The organism is Arthrobacter monumenti (assembly GCF_054511255.1).
Map to the genome: position 1 here is coordinate 1 of NZ_JBTNCY010000012.1, position 17,494 is coordinate 17,494.

Here is a 17,494-nt window from a genome sequence, read left to right on the forward strand (position 1 = left end):
CCGAGTCTTCAGATGAAGGATCAGTCCGCCCGGTCGGGACCGGATTCTGACGTCGTTCACGGTCGGAACGATGTCCCAGGACATAGGTGAACGATGTCTTGAGTCCACACACCCCCGTCTCCGCGAAATGCCAGGCCCGCCCTTGATGCAGATCATGCCGGGCTGGTTGGAACGCCCCGGTCTTCGGACCGTGGCGTTTCTGCGTTCCGCTCCGGGGTGTCGATCCGCCAGGGGCGACCGCCGTCGATTCCGGCCAATTCCATGGTTGCCGGGGCCAGCACCACGATGCCGGGATATGTCCGCAGCAGTCGGGCGAGCATCGCCCGGCCATCGTCGTCCAAGTCGCCGTCCACCCGGTTCAGCACCAGCAGTGGCGGCACTCCCAAGGCGGCCCGGGCCACCTTCAGCCGGGCCCGTTCGGACACGGTCAGCGGCTCTCCTCCACGCTTGAGACGTGTACGTTCTCCCTCCGGAAGGTTGGCCAGCGCGTTGCCGAGTCCGGCCTTGTCCAGCGCGGCGGAACCTTCATCAACCGGCAGTTCGGGCCGGCGGTACCGGACGGACCTGCCGATGGTTCCCCGCTCCAGCAGCGACCCTGCGGCGGCGTAGCCCGCAAGGACTCGACGGTCCCGGTCATCCGCCGACAACAGGTCGACGCCGTCAATCAGTGTGCGCACCGAAGCATCCTGCCGCGCCCCCAGCATCCGTTCGAGAACAGCGGTTGCCCGGGCAGGATCGGCGGCATGCAGCACAATCCTGTCCCCCTGCCGGGCTTCCAATGGCGGCAGTTCCGGTCCGCCGTCGACGGTTATCCCGGTGACATGCAGGCCTTCGGGACGGGCTCGGTTGGCCTCTGCGGAACCTCCCTGCGCCCTGGTCGCCTCCTGCACTGGTGTGGCCACCGCCAGCGCCGGCCCGAGTATCCTCCGGGCGGCCTTGAAGTTCTGCCGGTATTCCACCACCTTGCCCATATCGGCCACCGGTGTGGCGATCATGCCCACTATGGTCAATGCGCCGGCGACCGTGGCGGTGGGCACGGACTGCCAAGCGCCAACCGTTGCGACCGCGGCAAGCGCCAAGGCCGCAACCGCCGCAGCGGAGCCACGGATGTAACCGGCGACGGCGGCGCGGTCGATGGCGGCGCCGGCCACGCTTCCACCGAGCGTGTCCACTCTCTTGACCTCGCGGACGAGACCACCGTCCATCCTGATCACGGGAGCCGCCGCGACGGTGTCGGCGATGTGCGCTGCCAATTGGCCACGCTTGCGCCGCAGGATCCGCGCCCGCCGGAATGCCGGTATGGCCAACAGCGCCAAGGCGCCCGCGAGCAGACACAGAGGTACGACGACGGCGAGCGCCAGCGGCGGGGCGAGGAGCCACAGCGCGAAGAGAGTTCCCAGTACCAGCGGGATGCCCACTGCCAGAGGCGCGATGCCTTGGGCAACCCAGTTCCGTACGCTGGTCAGGTCATTAGTTGTCCTCGCGATCGTGATGCCTGCCGCCGGTCCTCGGTCCGTTGACAGCGCGGACCTGATCAAGCCGGTGCGGATCTGGTGAATGTAATGCTGGCCCAGCTTTTCCGCGAGGATGCGCTCGACCGCCCGCAGTGCTCCGGTGCCGAGGGCGGCGATGAGCAGCCCTGCCAGGATCAGGACGAAGGCAGTAGTGCTGCCGCCCGCGCTCAATGCCCGGGTCATCAGCAGTGCGCTGGCGCCGGCTGCCGCGGCGAGGGCCAGCCCGCAGGCGATGAGCAGCGCCATGTACGACCGGCGCTTGCCGGTCAGGAGTTTCGGCAGCATGATTACAGCGTTGCTGCGGCCGCTGGAGCAGCCGGTGTGTTGACAACGGTGGCCCCGATGGCGGGTACACCGGTTCCGGCAGCCCCGTCTTCGATGTCTTCGACGGGTCCGGGGGCGGCAATACCGGTTTCGCGGATCGGCAGCATGCCGAGAGCGGTTGCCGGATTGCAGAGTTCGAAGGTGTCGATAACGGGAGCGTCCAGGACTGAGGCCGCCTCTTTGGCCGCCAGTGGCGAGGCTGTCAACAGGCCGGAGACTGCGGCGACGTTCACTCCGGATTCGCGCAGGACCTGCAGTCCACCGGCGGCTCCGAGCGCATCGGCGGCGGAAAAGATCACGTGGTCGACGGCGTCGTGGAATACCGGATCGCCGAGCAGGCGCGAGGTCTCGCCCTGATACACGCCATCCGCTATTTCAATCACCACCACGTCGGTTGCGGAGAATGTCAGCGCGTCGATCATGCTCGTCAGCAAGCCGCGGACGGTCTCATAGTCGAGTTTGTAGGTGGTCGGGTATCCGAAGTCGGTGAAGTCGAGCACCTTGGTTGCGCCGCCGTCGGTAAACAACCGTGGATCGTTCCCGGCGCCGGTTCCTGTGGCCTTGCCGGCGGAGACGTTCAATCCCGCTGTTGTAAGACCCTTGACGAGGCAACCGAGAGTGGTCGATTTTCCGGAGTTCATGGAAGTTCCCAGGACGGCGATAACCGGCGGGCGGCCCGGGAGCTGACTGGAGGAATGAATCTGGTGCGGAGCCGTGTCCCGCAGGTTCACGACCCTGCCGCCACGGGACAGCAGACCGATAGGCTCGATCGCGGTCGGCTTGTCGATTGCCGCATGCTGTTCCAGGACGGTCGCCGCAAGTCCTCCGCCGGCCACCAGGTGGCAAGGCTGCAGATCCTCGGGAACGACGGCGAGGAATTGGTCCGGGGCATACCGGTTCCCGTAGGCGACGAGGATCTCATCACCGAGGAACATGGTTTGGCGACGGGAGGCGGGCGACTCCAGTTTCGTGTGCTTGCCGATTTCCGTAACCCGCGCAAGCACCACATCGCCGGCCTGTGGCATAGCTTTCGGCAGGATTCCATATCCATACGGATCCAGCTCAATGGCTTCAGCCACGAACCTCGTGGTGTATGCCTTCTTGGCGCTGAGGAGCCGGGCTGCATCGAGTGCACGAGGTGCGTTCTGGGCAGCTCCGGACGGTTGGACGGTTCCGGAAGGGTGCGTAGCGGTGGTCGTCATGGTGTCTCCTTCGTTGGCGTTGCTGGTACTAACCACTCAACACAGCCAACGTGAGACGATCATTTGACCCCGATGAGTCTGTCCTCATCTGTCCTTTACCTGTTGTTCACCTTGGACGTTCGGCGGGAGTCAGAACTTCTGCCGAAGGGCCGGCCCCTCGACGTCGTTGTCTGTTGGTTACGGTTCCCAACCAAGCCTGCGGCTCAATTCCCGGGCGGCGGGTTCCAGAGCGGCCAGGATCGACTCTTGAGCGGGGGAACTTCCGGATTCGGGCCATGACTCCGCGGCAAGTGTGCTGTACGAATATGTCACGGCTATGGAGGCAACGATCCGACCGGTCCGGTCCCTGACGGATTTGGCGATGGACGTCAGACCCTCGGCAACTTCACCAAATTCGCGGGCGTAGCCCTGTCTTCGCACCACATCCAATTGCTGCTGGAGTTCGGCGTACGTAGCGGGGCCCCTGCCGGTCCGTTGAATGAACGAATAATTGGGCGGGAAAAGGGCCTTGAGTTGCTGATCACCCAAACCCGCCAGAATGGCCCGGCCGGATGCCGTCAGATGCGCCGGCAGGCGGACGTCCTTTGCGGTGACCAGCGGAGGGCGCGATGGTGCCGTCTCCTCATGAATGTAGAGCGTTTCGTGGCCCTGTACTACGGCCAGGTGTGCCGTTTCGCCGAGTTTGAGGACCAGTCGCTCCAAAACGGGTCTCCCGAATCTCGCCAGGGGGACCTGGATGGCGAAGGCTTGGCCGATTTCCAGTGCTGCGACGCCCAGTACATAGGATCTTTGCTCCGGGAGGTGCGCGACATATCCCAGCGACTGCATGCCGCTGAGCAGGCGGAATGTAGACGACCTGGGAGAGCCGATCGCCGCGGAGATCCGCAGAGCAGAGACGGGACTGGCCTGTGTTGCCAAATAGCTGAGGATCCGAAGCGCGCGCAGGGAGCTGTTTGACTCATTTTCCATGGCGCTCCTCTGGCCTTGAGATAAGAATCTCATATGTGAGACCGCATACTTCGATTTTCCATTGTCTTTACGGAGGATCAAGTGTCGGATAGACCTAGGCAATTGAACGAGCCGCGTTCCAGGACGAACGACGGCGCAGAATCCGGGAGACAAAAATGGCCACAATTTCGAGGGCCCAGGAAACGAAACCGCGCCAGATGTGGAAGTTGTTTGTTTACAGCGGCATCGGAGCATTCATGTTCTTCGTGCCGCTGACCATCAGCGGCCGGAACACCATCATGCTCGACCATATCGTCACGTTCCTCCAGGCCGCTATCGGGCCTGCGTTGCCGTACTACGCCCTGGCCGTCATCGTGGCAGGAGCCTTGTACCCGTTCATCACCGGAACATGGAGGAGGACGACCGTCGACGTCGTTTTCTCCTTGTTCAAGGTCGTGGGCATGGGCGTTGGCTTCATGCTGGTATTCAATATCGGACCGGCTTGGCTCTTCGAACCGGACATGGGCCCGTTCCTGTTCGACAAGCTGGTGATCCCGGTCGGGCTGTTGGTTCCCATCGGAGCCGTCTTCCTGGCCCTGCTGGTCAGCTATGGTCTGCTTGAGTTCATCGGCGTCCTCGTGCAGCGGATCATGCGCCCCATTTGGAAGACCCCGGGGCGTTCGGCCATTGACGCGGTTGCCTCCTTCGTTGGCAGCTATTCGCTCGGCCTGCTGATTACCAACCGGGTCTACAAAGAAGGAAAATACACGGCCCGGGAAGCGGCTATCATCGCCACCGGGTTCTCCACGGTGTCCGCCACGTTCATGGTCATTGTCGCCAAAACGTTGGGGCTGATGGGCCAGTGGACGACGTACTTCTGGATCACCTTCCTCGTGACCTTCCTGGTCACCGCCATTACAGTCAGGATCTGGCCCTTGAAGGGGATCCCGGACGAATACCACCCTGAGGCGGAGCCGCAACCGGAAGAGGAAATCACCGGCAGCCGGTTGTCGAGGGCCTGGAGTGCGGCCCAGGAAACGGTGCAAGAGGCGCCGTCGCTGCGGGTGAATATCTGGGTCAATGTCCGCGATGGCGTGGTGATGACGATGGCGATCCTGCCCTCGATCCTCTCGATCGGGTTGCTCGGGTTGGTTCTCGCCACGTACACGCCCGTCTTCGATTGGCTGGGTTACGTCTTCTACCCCTTCACCTGGGCATTGCAGCTGCCGGAGCCGATGCTGGTGGCGAAGGCAAGCGCCGTCGGTATCGCCGAGATGTTCCTGCCTGCCCTGCTCGTCGCCGAGGCCGGCGCCGTGGTGAAGTTCGTAATCGGAGTCGTCTCCGTTTCCGGCATCATCTTCTTCTCGGCGTTGGTCCCTTGCATCATGGCCACGGACATTCCGATTCCGATCTGGAAGCTGGTTGTCATCTGGTTCCAGCGGGTCGTACTCACGCTGATCCTGGTGACGCCGATCGCCTTCCTGCTTTACTAGTGCCGCTTAGGACGTCTGAAATGCTCACGAACGCGCATCACACCGTTGGGCCAGGGGGCTTCCGCTTCTGCGGGTACGGCGTCTCATGGCGGGAGAGCATCTGTACAAAGTCCTCAATGCGCCGGGAACGGGTTTGTGCTCTTTTCGCGGCATTCACACGGAAGATAAGCGCATAACGGTTGGTGGAAGTCAGCACATCGAACATCGCCTGCGCGGCGGGTACGGCTGCCACGGCCTCGGCGAGATCCGCGGGCACTTCCGCTGCGGATTGACCGGCATATGCCGTCTCCCAACGGCCGTCCGCCTTTGCGCTTTCGACGGCGGCACGCCCGGCAGCGTGCATCTTCCCAGCCGCTTCCAGTCTTGCCACATGGGATACGTTTCTGGCCGACCAGGGACTGCGCGGCCTGCGGGGCGTAAAGCGCTGGCGGTAGCTGCCTTCGTCGCGCTTATTGGCCTGACCATCGATCCAACCGAAACACAGGGCTTCGTCCAGCGCCGCAGCGTAGGTCAAATTAGTGACCGTTCCCCCGCTCTTATGGAGCACCAGCCATACTGCATCAGCGGTGGAGTGGTTTACCTCCAGCCAGTGGCGCCACTCCTCCGCACCGGCGACTACGAGTTCAGGCGTGTCCACATCAGAGCTGACTTGCCAGCCGGATCACGACCGGAGAGGTCGTCATTTCAGACAGGGAGAATTCAACCGCCTGCCCGCCTTCGCCTCCACCGCGCACCGCGAGCCCTTCGCCCAGGTAGATGGCGGCGAAAGTCTGACCGCTGGCGTCCGTGCAGTAAAGGAGGTCACCGGCTGCTGCTGTCTCAATAGTGACGGTTTCTCCCAGCTGCAGGTAGTCCCGTCCGCTCGTAGCGGGCGCATATCCTGCGCCAGTGAGCACCGTTTCGATGAATGAAACGGCATCGTGTTCCTGTCCGACCTGGGCCATGGCCAGCGCGACGACAGCCACCTGAAGGTCGCCACTATCGGACGCCGGACCTTGAGGGACTGCTGGATCCTCCGTTCCTTCCGTTCCTTCCGTTCCTTCCGCTTCTTCCGGCACAACTGACTGCTCCGGCGAGGCTTCGCCGGTTTCTTCGGACGTTCCCGTTCCGTTTACCGGCTCAGGCGACTCATCTTCTTCCTGGGTACTCGACGGGTCGGCGGAATTCTCCGCTTCAGGATTTTCTGGCGTCCCGGTCGACTCTGCGGCCTCGCCCGGCTCAGCGGTTTTGTCTGCGCCGGTAGTGTCTTCAGTTTCGGGTTCCGGTATCTCTTTTGGACCGGTCTTGTCCTTACCTGTGGCGTTGTTGCCTGTGGTGTCCTTACCGGTCTTGTCCTTACCTGTCTTGTCCTTACCTGTGGCGTCGTTGCCTGCGGTGTCCTTACCGGTCGAGTTGTCGGCCTTCGGCGATTCTTCATCGGAAGGCGTTTCCTGCCGAGGCTTCTCCGGCCGGGTCTCTTCCTCCCCCTCGGCGGGCTCATCCTGTTCCCGGGTCTTTTCTCCCCGTGCCGGAATATCCCGCTCGGTTTTAGCCCGCCGCTCGGATTTATCCCGCTCGTCGGCCTTATCCCGCTCGGCTTTAGCCCGCTCGTCGGCCTTATTCGTTTCCGGTGTTTTCGACATCTTGGATGTGTTCTTGGCCTCCCCTGTCGCCGGAACCTTCACCCGGGACAGAGTGGCGGTTTCAATCCTGCGTTTCCCCTTGTCTTTCGTCGTCGAATCCTGCCGGGCATCACCGGATGACGCGCCGGAGGGAACCTCCGCAGGCGAAGGAGCCATGGCAGGGGCCTGGTAGTCGGTTAGTGGCCCGCCAGCGACAAGGCCGGATGGCGCATCCGCGCCTCCGCTCACCGACGTCGTAAAGAACCATGACGATCCTTCCGGACCGACGGAATGCAACACGGTGCCCTCATCTGGATTGAGTGCACTGATCATCATGCCGTTTCCAACATAGATTCCGACATGCGCCCAGTGGTTCGGCCCATCGGGACGCTGCGCCACAAGATCCCCGGGAGACGGCGTCGTCGTCGGCTCCAATACTGCCCATTGGCTCACCCGCGGCAGCTCAATTCCGGCATGCCGGTATGCCCACTGCACGAATCCCGAGCAGTCCCATCCGCTGATGAAGCTGGTTCCTCCCCAAACATAAGGCCGTCCGAGCCCGGCATAGGCATATTCCACGACGCCTGCAAGGTCACCTCTGAGAGCCGTGCCGGACAGTCGTGGTTGTCCCGGTTGTCCTTGGCCTGGCTGTCCTGGCTGTCCTGGCTGTCCCGGGCCGAAGTTGTCCGGGTAAGAAGCCGGATACATCTTGCTCTGTGGATATGAAAAGACCGCGGGTGCCAGGTTGAAGGACAAGGTGGCGTTTGAAGCGGCCGTAACCGAAGATGCCTGCTCTCGTGCCTGGGGTTGCGGAGCGGCGGTCTGCTGCGGAAATGCAGGTTGCACCACGAGTCCTGCGCCCAGGATCAGGCCGCAGGCGAGAGCCACGGCGGAGGTGCGGGGTGAAGTTCTGAAGAATGCGGGACCGGGGGACCGGTGACTGCCCTTATGCCCTGATCCGCCTGTACGGATCGTCGAGTGATGCCCCCTGCTTGCTGACACTTATGCGGCCCCTTTCCACGTAGTCCCGTTAATCGTACTGTGACTGATGTGACTGCGCCATAGCAGTTAGGCAAAAAGATTTCAAACATTTCCGCGGAATGGGCGATTCGCCCGGCTTCCATGCCTGCGATGTAACTTGAACAGTTATGAGCGCAGTAGACATACTTCAGGCAATGGGCCTGGGTTTCGGGACCGGACTGGCTTTGATCGTTGCCATTGGCACACAGAACGCGTTTGTACTTCGACAGGGCATCCGGCGTGAGCACGTGACCGTCGTGGTTCTCATCTGTGCGGTCTCGGACGCCTTGCTGATCAGCGCAGGGGTGCTCGGCATCGGAATCCTTTTCCAAACGGCCCCGGTCATCGTCGACGTCATCCGGATCGCCGGCGCCGTGTTCCTGTTGGCCTACGCCGCTTTGGCGGCCAAACGAGCGATACGACCCGGCCGCCTCACCGCCGCTGATGGCTCCCGCGAGTTGAGCGCATCCTCAGTCGTTTGGGCGGTCCTGGCGCTGACCTGGCTCAATCCACATGTCTATCTCGATACAGTCCTACTGCTGGGTTCGGTCGCGAACCAGCAGGTCCCCGATGCGCGTTGGTGGTTTGCCGGAGGCGCCATTCTAGGCAGCTTCGCCTGGTTCTCTGCGCTCGGTTTCGGGGCACGGCTGCTCCGCCCCTTCTTTTCCAAGCCTTCCTCCTGGCGGATTCTCGACGGATTGATCGCCGCCATCATGCTGATCCTGGGCATCAGGATGGCGGTCGGCGCCTGAGTGTCAGTCCTGGTAAATCACGACGACGACCTCGTCACTGCGCGCTGGCGGCGGACAGGATACGGGCATCTCCGTTGGAGAACGCGACCAGCCGGACCTCCTTGATCCGGCTCTCCGGGTGCGAGCTGAAATACTCCCGGATGGTCCTCACCGCGATCGACGCCGCCTCCTCTTTGGGATATCCGTATACCCCTGTTGAAATACCCGGGAAGCCGACACGTTCAGCCCGCAGTTCCTCTGCCAGGCTGAGCGAGTTCCGGTAGCAATTGGCCAGCAGCCCGGCTTCGCGGCCATGATGCCGGCCGTAGATCGGCCCGACTGTGTGGATGATGTGTTTTGCCTTGAGGTTATGACCGCCGGTGGCTTTCGCTTCTCCATAGCCGCAGCCGTTCAAAGCCTTGCATTCGGCCAGTAATTCCGGCCCGGCGGCGGCGTGGATGGCGCCGTCGACTCCCCCGCCGCCGAGCAGGCTCGTGTTGGCGGCATTGACAATAATGTCCACGTCCTGACGGGTAATGTCTCCCGTCACGACGGTCAACCGGTCGGTGGCCATGAGGTGACTCTCCAAACTGTCCAGGAACCTGGCAAGGTTTCTGCCACTAGTGTTGTAGTCGAAACTGGCACAACCGATCCGAAGGAGCAAGAGATGGAATACCGGAATCTGGGGAACAGTGGCACCGCCGTGTCCTCCTTCGCCCTTGGAACGATGACCTTCGGCGCAGAGGCGAATGAATCCACGTCGCATGACATCATGGCCGACTACGCCGCTGCCGGTGGAAACTTCATCGACACCGCCGATGTGTATACCAAGGGTGCCTCCGAGGAAATCGTCGGACGCTGGCTGGCGAAGAACCCCCTGGAGCGCGACCGGATGGTCATCGCCTCGAAAGGCCGCTTCCCGATGGGCGACGGCGTCAACGATCTGGGCCTGTCACGCCGGCATCTGCGCAAGGCACTCGACGCATCGCTGTCGCGGCTGGGAGTGGATCACCTGGATCTCTACCAGGTCCACTCGTGGGATCCGGTGACGCCGCTCGAAGAGACACTCGGCTTCCTCGACGACGCCGTCCGCAGCGGCAAGATCAGCTACTACGGATTCTCGAACTACACCGGCTGGCAACTCACGAAGGCTGCATGGATGGCCAAAGCCCACGGCTGGACCGCGCCGGTTACTCTGCAACCGCAATACAGTCTTCTGGTGCGCGAAATTGAATCGGAAATTGTACCCGCGGCGCTCGATGCGGGCATGGGATTGTTGCCTTGGTCCCCGCTGGGCGGCGGCTGGCTGACCGGAAAATACAAGCGGGACGCGGAACCGACCGGCGCCACCCGGCTGGGCGAAGACCCAGAGCGGGGCATGGAAGCCTGGGAGAAGCGCAATTCGCTGGAGCGCACTTGGCGCATCGTCGACGCGGTGCTGGAAGTGGCCGGCGACCGCGGGGTAACACCCTCGCAGGTGGCCCTGGCGTGGACCGCCCAGCAACCTGCGGTTACGTCCGTTATCCTCGGAGCCCGCACCACGGAGCAGCTCACCGATAATCTCGGAGCGGCGAAGCTGGAGCTCGCGCCGGAAGAGGTTCAACGGCTTTCAGATGTCAGCGCACCAGAGGTCGGGGACTATCCGTACGGTGTTCCGGGACGGGAACAGCGCAGCCGCAACCTCGACGGCGGCCGCTAGTCCCTGCAGCGGCTTCCACCAGTACCGGCGCCGGCGCTGCAGGGCCTTCCGCCAGTGCAGCGCTGGCTGCCGCGGCTGCGGAGTTATCCCCTTACGGCGAGCGCGAACGGCAGAACTGCTCCAGCACCGGCGTGTCTCAGCGCCCGTCCGGCAACAGTCATGGTCCAGCGGCTGTCCACCTGGTCATCGACGAGCAGAACAGGCTGTCCCTCGTACGGACGTAAGACCTCTGCCAGTTCCGGGCCGACGGTGAACATTTCCCATACGGATCCGAGCCGGAAGGCGCTGTTTCCGCCCGGTACGCCGAGTGGACCATCAGCCTCCATGGTCAGCGCGCCGAGGTATGGCAGTTGCCCAACATTCGCGAGGCCGCGTGCCAGCGAGTCCACCACTTGCGGTTTGCTGCGGGAAGGCATGCTGACAATGGCTGCGGGGCGCTTGGCCCAATCCCACTCGGCCAACACCCGTACGCACGCCTTCAACATGGCCGGATCGAGCTCAGCGTCGGGTGCGCCTGTGGCGAAGAGCTCCCTGAGCGGTCCACCCCAGCCCAGATCCGTCAGCCGGGCCAGCGCCCGTCCACGCTCGATGCGGTCCTGCTCGGGAATCTTCCCCTTGACCTCGATGCTCAACCGGGGCATGCCTTGCGGCCACACGGCTCTGGGCTCCAGGGCGACACCGGCACGCATCAGCGACTCATCGGCGGTGCTGGCAGCGGCGTCGGCAATGTCGGTGGGGAACCAGAGTCCGGCGCAATTGTCACACCGCCCGCACGGCTTCGCGCTTTCATCATCGAGAGCCGTGGTCAGGAACTGCATACGACAGCTGTCGATTGCCTCGTAGTCGAGCATGGACTGTTGTTCTTTGGTTCTGGCCTCCGCGATCCGCTCGTACCGGACCCGGTCGTAATGCCAGCCGGTCCCTGTGGATTGCCAGCCGCCTGCGACTCTTTCCACTGCGCCATCCACGGCCAGGACCTTCAACAGCAACTCCAGGGGCGTACGGCGCAGATTTACCTGGGCCTCCAGCGCGCCAGTCGACAAAGCTTTGCCGGAACCTTCCAGCGCCCGCAGCACATGTTGGGCTTTTTCCTCTGAGGGCATCGAGGCTGTCGCGAAGTAGCGCCAGATGTCCTTGTCCTCCGGGCCGGGCAGTAACAGCACATCCGCCTTGTCGGTTGCGCGGCCCGCACGTCCTACCTGTTGGTAATAGGCCACCGGCGAAGAGGGTGCACCAAGGTGTACGACGAAGCCGAGGTCTGGCTTGTCGAACCCCATACCGAGGGCGCTGGTCGCTACCAGGGCCTTGACCTGGTTCGTCTTCAGCAGCCGCTCCGCCTCTTCCCGGTCGGCCGGGTCGGTCCTGCCGGTATAGGCCAGGACATTGTGGCCGGCCTCCTTCAACAATCGGGCGGTGTCCTCGGCCCCCGAAACGGTCAGGGCATAAATGATGCCGGAACCGGTCAGGTCGTTCAGATGGGACAGCAGCCAGCCGAGCCGGGCCTTGGCATTCGGCAGCCGTAACACGCCCAGTCGAAGTGAGGCTCGCGCCAGCTGTCCTCTGATGCTTAGCGCCTCCTCTCCCAGCTGGTCTTCAATATCCCGCACGACACGGGAGTTTGCCGTCGCCGTCGTGGCGAGAACCGGCACGGAGGGAGGCAGCAGATTGATCAAGTCGCGTATACGCCGGTAGTCCGGGCGGAAATCGTGCCCCCAGTCCGAAATGCAATGCGCCTCATCAATAACCAGCAGGCCCATCCGGGAGATGAGCTCGGGCAGTTGTTCTTCCCGGAAACGAGGATTGTTCAGCCGTTCCGGAGACACCAGCAACACGTCCACCTGATCCGCGGCCAGCTGCTGTCTTGCCTCTTCCCACTCGTGCTGGTTCGCCGAGTTGATGGCCACCGCGCGGACACCTGCCCGTTCAGCGGCCGCCACCTGGTCCCGCATCAAGGCCAGCAGCGGAGAAACGATCAGCGTTGGGCCGGCGCCGCGGGCACGCATCAATAGACTTGAGACGAAATAGACGGCGGATTTTCCCCAACCGGTGCGTTGAACCACCAACGCGCGCCGCCCACCCTCGACCAGAGCTTCAACCGCCTCATACTGCCCAGGATGGAAGTCAGCGTTGTCGGAGCCGACCAGTTTGCGCAGGAGTTCCGTGGCCCGGCCACGCAAATTGCCATCGGCCTCTGGATCCGTCGTCGCCGGTCCCGCCGTCGTTCCTGTTTCAGTCATGACCCCAGTTTGCCAGCCGCCACCGTCAAGACCGGAACCGGAAGCAGCGGTTGTGGATAACCATCGGTCTGAATCACGCAGCTCGATGCCAGTCGCTGACTTCAGCTTGGGCCCGGAACCCAGCCGCTACATAAGTGGAGACGGCGCCGAGGTTGGAGCTCTCAGCGCAGACCATGGCGCTCGATGAGCCCATATCGCGAAGTGCAGCCACGGCGGCACGTGTGATGACCGTGCCGTACCCAAGTCCCCGGTGCTCCTGATGTACCCCCATTGGCTCGATGAGGCCAGGACGGCCGGCACCGGCGGACCAGGCAGAGGCTACGGCGACTGCACGGCCTTCGTCGTCGTGCGCGGACAGGATGCGCGCGGAGGCGCCGAAGGAACTCTCTGCGACCGCGCGCCATCCGTCGACGAGGTTGCGAAGCCGGTCCTCTGGCAGCGGCGTTCCGCGAAAGGCTGACCAATGCACTGAGACCCATTCACTGGTCCGATCCGGTTCGATGGTCTCAATCCTGGCGCCCGGAACGTCAACGGGCGCGGAAAGGCCAAAGTGAAGCGGCGTCCATGGCTCATCAGGCAGCCACCCGTTCTTCGCGAGACGTTTGGAGAGGGCACCTGCGCCTCGCGCCTCGATCGTCGCCTCTCCCGGTTCAAGCACCTCAGCTTCGGGGTCATCGACGTCCGCGGCGATACGGAGAGCCAGAGACTCGTCCTGGCAATGTTCGGGGTCCAGAGCGAACCGCAGCAGCTGGGGACCGTCGCGGAGCGCGATTGCCAGAATCTTGTCACCCTGCAACCAGACCCGCGTCGCAGCGGCCGTTGCGGCAGACCCACGGAGCGTGTACCAGCCCAAGTCGCCGGGATGCAGGTGCAGCGGTCCGCCGTCGCACTGCCACCGCTCAAGCACGCGTCGTACGTGGTCGAGCTCCTCGATATCTGGAGTTCTGACAATGATATTCATGAGGCAGTCGCTTCCTATTGAGAAAATCCACAGGGTGCGTGCTGCACCAGCCGACAGCTTGGCCTCAGCTCCAGAATGCCTCGATAGAGGATCGGTTAGCGGATATCCGCGATTGTACCGAGCGGGCGGCGCTTTGCCACTCGTGGCCAGGTGTACAGGCCGATGGCGGACTCGTGTTCACGGATGTGCCAAACTGTTGTCCCGCTAACGGCGATTCTCATGAAGTCCTCCTTGCCTGTGAGGCGGCCATCGCCGGCTCATCGACCTCAGAGTCGACGGTCTTGACGGGATCGATGGTATTAGGCTGTTTCGTTTGTGGGCTGAGTTGGCTTGCGACGATCGCTGTCAATGCAAGGGCGAATCCGGCCATTTGCACGGCGCTGAGATCTTCGCCGAGCAGGAACGCTCCGAGTGTCGCGGCAACCAGTGGTGAGAGCAGTCCGAGGACGGCGACAGAGGCGGCCGGAAGACGTCCGATGCCACTGAACCACAGCGTGTAGGTGAGGAGTCCGCCGATGAGTCCGAGCCACGCGTACCCGGCCAGGGCTGTCGTGTCGATGTTCGCGGGGACACCCTCAAAAATCAGTGTGATGGGCAACAGGAACAGCCCACCGGCGGTCAATTGCCATCCAGCCAGGCCCATCGCGGGCACTCCTGCCGCCCTGCCCCATTTCTTGGTGAGGGTGACGCCAAATCCTATGGAGACGGCGCTCAGCAGTCCGGCGATGACGCCGACCGTATCGAGTTCGGTTGAACGGAGGACAACCAGTGCTACACCGATGACCCCGGCAATGCCCCATGACAGGCGCCACGCGGAAAATCTTTCGTGGAGGATGGCGACGACGAGGATGGCAACAACAAGTGGTTGCGCCGCGCCCAATGTGGCGGCAACACCGCCGGGCAGGTGGTAGGCGGCAATGAAGAGCAGCGGGAAGAACGCACCGATGTTCAGCACTCCCAGCACAGCGGACTTCCACCACCAAGCACCCGTGGGCAACACGCGGGTCAGCGCAATTGCGAGCAGCCCTACCGGTAACGCCCGCACCAGTGAAGCGAACAGCGGATGCCCGGCGGGCAGTAGTTCGGTCGTGACAATGTAGGTAGTTCCCCACACTGCTGGGGCGATCGCCGTGAGCAACGTGATCTGCAACCGGTTCATCGGAGATTCCTTAGTGTTAAACTATTGAACGTTGAAAACGTTACGGTGTTAGACTCCTCAGTGTCAAACAGTTCAAGGTTGAGAGGTTATTGTGCAGGACAGCGTGGACAGAATCATCGCCCAGTGGGCAATGGCACGCCCCGACGTCGATGTCAGCCCGATGGCGGTGCTCGGCAGGCTCTCCCGCCTTACGCGCGTGTTCGAGCGCGAGTTGCAGGTCGTTTTCTCTCAACACGGGCTGCAACCGGGAGAATTCGACCTCCTCGCGACCCTCCGACGCGCAGACACCGACGGGCAGGGCCTGACGGCGGGCGAACTTGCGGACAGCGCCATGGTCACCTCGGGTGCGATTACAAACCGGCTTGACCGGCTCCTCGCCAAGGCGTTGATCACCCGGGAGGCGGACCCGCACAGCCGCCGCACCATTCGCATCGCTCTCACGCAGCGCGGACAAGAGGTCGTCGACGCGGCGCTGCAAGACCATGTCGCCAACGAAGAACGCCTGCTCTCAACGATGACCCCTGATCAACGTGAACACCTTGAAGGACTGCTGCGGGCCCTCCTCCACCACCATGAGAACCATGGTTAGCATCGCAGTCGAGGAGACTCGGCCCCGGCGGTTATACGGGTGCTGGATGAGAATGGGATCCACCGCACGCTGAAAACAGTCATGGTAGCCGGTTAGGGTTAGTCAGGTGACCGAGAACATTGACCTTTCCCCATCCTTCAAGGCTTACGATGTGCGCGGCGTCGTGGGCGAAACCATCACCGCCGAAATGGTGGAAGCGATTGGCGCAGCCTTTGTCGATGTGCTGGACCTGGCGGGGCAAACCGTACTGGTCGGTGGCGACATGCGGCCGTCTTCCCCCGAGTTCAGCCAGGCCTTCGCCAATGGCGCTGCAACCCGCGGCGCGGAAGTGCAGCTGCTGGGCCAGATTTCCACCGACGAGCTGTACTACGCCTGCGGTTCGCTCAAGGCCGCCGGAGCGGTGTTCACCGCGAGCCACAACCCGTCCCAGTACAACGGAATCAAAATGGCCAAGTCCGGAGCCGTTCCAGTCTCCTCCGAAACCGGTCTTGCCGAGATCAAGGAACAGGCCGAAAAGTACCTCGCAACTTCCATCCCCGCCGCTCCCGAGCTGGGTGGTATCGGCGTCCACGATGTGCTCGGCGACTATGCCGCCTACCTCCGCTCGCTGGTGGACTTGAGCGGCTGCCGTCCGCTGAAAATCGTGGTCGACGCCGGCAACGGGATGGCAGGGTTGACCACGCCCGCGGTGCTGGGTGACGATATCCTGCCGGCGCTGCCGCTGGACATTGTGCCCCTCTACTTTGAGCTGGACGGCACTTTTCCGAATCATCCCGCCAACCCCCTGGAGCCGGAGAACCTGCGGGACCTGCAGGCCGCCGTCGTCAAGCATGGCGCTGATATTGGCCTGGCGCTCGACGGCGACGCCGACAGATGTTTCGTGATCGACGAAAACGGCGATCCGGTCACGCCCAGCGCGGTGACCGCCCTCGTTGCACTGCGGGAAATCGCCCGGGCCAAAGCCGCCGGCGAAGTGACGCCCGTGATTATCCACAATCTGATCACCTCGCGTGCAGTCCCGGAAATGGTGGAAGCCGCCGGCGGCCGAGCAGTTCGGACGCGGGTGGGGCACTCCTTCATCAAGGCCCTTATGGCGAAAGAAGGCGCGGTCTTCGGCGGAGAACACTCGGCGCACTACTACTTCCGCGACTTCTACAATGCCGACACTGGAATGCTCGCCGCCATGCATGTGCTGGCAGCGCTGGGCGAGACCGAAACGCCCCTGTCCGAGCTGGCCCGCGAATACGACCCGTACTTTGCCAGCGGGGAGGTCAACTCACGGCTCGACGACGTTCCGGCCGCCGTCGCCCGGGTGCGGAAAGCGTATGAGAACGACGATGTTGTGGTGGACGAGGTCGACGGGCTAACGTTCACCCGCAAGGACGGTCAGTGGTGGTTCAATCTCCGCGCGTCCAATACCGAACCGTATCTGCGGCTGAATGTCGAGGCCGTGGACCAGAAGACGATGGAGGACGTACGCGACAACGTCCTCGGATTGGTGCGCCAGTAAATGACTGAAGAACAGCCCTCGACCAAAAACGGTGCGGCTTCGGAGCCGTCCCAGCAGGTGCAGGACGACCTGAATAAGCTGATCGGAACCGGCCTCAGCATGGCGCAGGAGCAACTCGAGGACCAGGGCGCTTTCCTTCCGGCAGCCCTGATCGTCAACAACGACGGCGAAGTCCGCATGGTCGCCGTCTCGCCGGCGAATGATGATGAGGACATAGATGCCGAGGCGATGATCACCGACCTCTACACGGTCCTGGCAGAGCAGAAGGCCAATCACCGTGCCGTCGCCGTCATCTCGGACGTGCACCTGCCGGATGAGGATACCGACGCCATTTTCGTTGCCTCCGAACACTCCGAAGGCGTGGCCATCGCTGCGGTGCAGTCCTACTCCCAGCAGGACGACGGTTCATGGAACTTCGCCGATCCTGCCTGGGAAGGCGCCGATCGCTCGGTCTGGGAGGATTGACCTGCAGAGCCGAAAAGGCCCCGCCCCTGTCCATCTTGTGA

16 protein-coding genes are annotated in these 17,494 nt (G+C 63.0%); 6 read left to right on the plus strand and 10 right to left on the minus strand.

Going from position 1 to position 17,494, the window contains the following annotated elements; translation table 11 throughout:
- Positions 1–152 precede the first annotated feature (152 nt).
- The 3 genes from ACX80B_RS16045 to ACX80B_RS16055 form a co-directional block, all read right to left on the minus strand.
- Entirely contained in the window at positions 153–1,799 is a 1,647-nt protein-coding gene (locus ACX80B_RS16045) for an ABC transporter transmembrane domain-containing protein (RefSeq protein ID WP_459297979.1), read from the minus strand.
- Positions 1,800–1,801: 2 nt separating this feature from the next.
- Positions 1,802–3,040, minus strand: a complete 1,239-nt coding sequence (locus ACX80B_RS16050; RefSeq protein WP_459297981.1) for a P-loop NTPase family protein — start codon at positions 3,038–3,040, stop codon at positions 1,802–1,804.
- Positions 3,041–3,217: 177 nt separating this feature from the next.
- Entirely contained in the window at positions 3,218–4,009 is a 792-nt protein-coding gene (locus ACX80B_RS16055) for an IclR family transcriptional regulator (RefSeq protein ID WP_459297983.1), read from the minus strand.
- A 155-nt stretch (positions 4,010–4,164) separates the two neighbouring features.
- Here ACX80B_RS16055 and ACX80B_RS16060 point away from each other — a divergent pair, with 155 nt between their 5' ends.
- Complete coding sequence (locus ACX80B_RS16060; protein WP_459297985.1) at positions 4,165–5,481, plus strand: YjiH family protein; 1,317 nt, start codon at positions 4,165–4,167, stop codon at positions 5,479–5,481.
- Positions 5,482–5,518: 37 nt separating this feature from the next.
- Here ACX80B_RS16060 and ACX80B_RS16065 read toward each other — a convergent pair whose 3' ends face one another.
- Together ACX80B_RS16065 and ACX80B_RS16070 are read right to left on the minus strand one after the other, a co-directional pair.
- Positions 5,519–6,118, minus strand: coding sequence for a YdeI/OmpD-associated family protein (locus ACX80B_RS16065; RefSeq protein ID WP_459297987.1), 600 nt, complete (start codon positions 6,116–6,118; stop codon positions 5,519–5,521).
- A gap of 1 nt (position 6,119) precedes the next feature.
- On the minus strand, positions 6,120–7,661 hold the full coding sequence (locus ACX80B_RS16070; RefSeq protein ID WP_459297989.1) for a C40 family peptidase: 1,542 nt from the start codon (positions 7,659–7,661) through the stop codon (positions 6,120–6,122).
- A gap of 569 nt (positions 7,662–8,230) precedes the next feature.
- Between ACX80B_RS16070 and ACX80B_RS16075 the strand changes: the two genes are divergently transcribed.
- Entirely contained in the window at positions 8,231–8,854 is a 624-nt protein-coding gene (locus ACX80B_RS16075; RefSeq protein ID WP_459297991.1) for a LysE/ArgO family amino acid transporter, read from the plus strand.
- Positions 8,855–8,888: 34 nt separating this feature from the next.
- On the opposite strand, the gene ACX80B_RS16080 is transcribed toward ACX80B_RS16075, so the two are convergent.
- Positions 8,889–9,407: an O-acetyl-ADP-ribose deacetylase gene (locus tag ACX80B_RS16080; protein WP_459297993.1), complete on the minus strand. Its 519-nt coding sequence runs from the start codon at positions 9,405–9,407 to the stop codon at positions 8,889–8,891.
- Positions 9,408–9,500: 93 nt separating this feature from the next.
- On the opposite strand from ACX80B_RS16080, the gene ACX80B_RS16085 reads away from it, so the two are divergent.
- Positions 9,501–10,532, plus strand: a complete 1,032-nt coding sequence (locus tag ACX80B_RS16085; RefSeq protein WP_459297995.1) for an aldo/keto reductase — start codon at positions 9,501–9,503, stop codon at positions 10,530–10,532.
- Between the two features lie 83 nt (positions 10,533–10,615).
- Here ACX80B_RS16085 and ACX80B_RS16090 read toward each other — a convergent pair whose 3' ends face one another.
- The 4 genes from ACX80B_RS16090 to ACX80B_RS16105 all read right to left on the minus strand — a co-directional run bounded on the left by ACX80B_RS16090 (position 10,616) and on the right by ACX80B_RS16105 (position 14,889).
- A complete protein-coding gene (locus ACX80B_RS16090) occupies positions 10,616–12,769 on the minus strand; it encodes a RecQ family ATP-dependent DNA helicase (RefSeq protein ID WP_459297997.1) in 2,154 nt (717 codons plus the stop codon).
- A 73-nt stretch (positions 12,770–12,842) separates the two neighbouring features.
- Positions 12,843–13,730, minus strand: coding sequence for a GNAT family N-acetyltransferase (locus ACX80B_RS16095; RefSeq protein ID WP_459297999.1), 888 nt, complete (start codon positions 13,728–13,730; stop codon positions 12,843–12,845).
- A gap of 95 nt (positions 13,731–13,825) precedes the next feature.
- Complete coding sequence (locus ACX80B_RS16100) at positions 13,826–13,951, minus strand: hypothetical protein (RefSeq protein ID WP_459298001.1); 126 nt, start codon at positions 13,949–13,951, stop codon at positions 13,826–13,828.
- A complete protein-coding gene (locus ACX80B_RS16105) occupies positions 13,948–14,889 on the minus strand; it encodes an EamA family transporter (protein ID WP_459298003.1) in 942 nt (313 codons plus the stop codon). The genes ACX80B_RS16100 and ACX80B_RS16105 overlap by 4 nt, the downstream gene beginning before the upstream one ends.
- Positions 14,890–14,992: 103 nt before the next feature.
- On the opposite strand from ACX80B_RS16105, the gene ACX80B_RS16110 reads away from it, so the two are divergent.
- The 3 genes from ACX80B_RS16110 (at position 14,993) to ACX80B_RS16120 (ending at position 17,453) form a co-directional block, all read left to right on the plus strand.
- On the plus strand, positions 14,993–15,478 hold the full coding sequence (locus ACX80B_RS16110; protein WP_459298005.1) for a MarR family winged helix-turn-helix transcriptional regulator: 486 nt from the start codon (positions 14,993–14,995) through the stop codon (positions 15,476–15,478).
- A 106-nt stretch (positions 15,479–15,584) separates the two neighbouring features.
- Entirely contained in the window at positions 15,585–16,988 is a 1,404-nt protein-coding gene (locus ACX80B_RS16115; RefSeq protein ID WP_459298007.1) for a phosphomannomutase/phosphoglucomutase, read from the plus strand.
- Positions 16,989–17,453: a hypothetical protein gene (locus ACX80B_RS16120; RefSeq protein ID WP_459298009.1), complete on the plus strand. Its 465-nt coding sequence runs from the start codon at positions 16,989–16,991 to the stop codon at positions 17,451–17,453.
- Positions 17,454–17,494 lie beyond the last annotated feature (41 nt).

Bases quoted from the DNA above. Each gene is read 5' to 3' on its own strand.
- ACX80B_RS16055 (WP_459297983.1), bottom strand. From the start codon at position 4,009: ATGGAAAATGAGTCAAACAGCTCCCTGCGCGCGCTTCGGATCCTCAGC.
- ACX80B_RS16075 (WP_459297991.1), top strand. From the start codon at position 8,231: ATGAGCGCAGTAGACATACTTCAGGCAATGGGCCTGGGTTTCGGGACC.
- ACX80B_RS16045 (WP_459297979.1), bottom strand. From the start codon at position 1,799: ATGCTGCCGAAACTCCTGACCGGCAAGCGCCGGTCGTACATGGCGCTG.
- ACX80B_RS16080 (WP_459297993.1), bottom strand. From the start codon at position 9,407: ATGGCCACCGACCGGTTGACCGTCGTGACGGGAGACATTACCCGTCAG.
- ACX80B_RS16120 (WP_459298009.1), top strand. From the start codon at position 16,989: ATGACTGAAGAACAGCCCTCGACCAAAAACGGTGCGGCTTCGGAGCCG.
- ACX80B_RS16060 (WP_459297985.1), top strand. From the start codon at position 4,165: ATGGCCACAATTTCGAGGGCCCAGGAAACGAAACCGCGCCAGATGTGG.
- ACX80B_RS16105 (WP_459298003.1), bottom strand. From the start codon at position 14,889: ATGAACCGGTTGCAGATCACGTTGCTCACGGCGATCGCCCCAGCAGTG.
- ACX80B_RS16050 (WP_459297981.1), bottom strand. From the start codon at position 3,040: ATGACGACCACCGCTACGCACCCTTCCGGAACCGTCCAACCGTCCGGA.
- ACX80B_RS16095 (WP_459297999.1), bottom strand. From the start codon at position 13,730: ATGAATATCATTGTCAGAACTCCAGATATCGAGGAGCTCGACCACGTA.
- ACX80B_RS16100 (WP_459298001.1), bottom strand. From the start codon at position 13,951: ATGAGAATCGCCGTTAGCGGGACAACAGTTTGGCACATCCGTGAACAC.
- ACX80B_RS16085 (WP_459297995.1), top strand. From the start codon at position 9,501: ATGGAATACCGGAATCTGGGGAACAGTGGCACCGCCGTGTCCTCCTTC.
- ACX80B_RS16090 (WP_459297997.1), bottom strand. From the start codon at position 12,769: ATGACTGAAACAGGAACGACGGCGGGACCGGCGACGACGGATCCAGAG.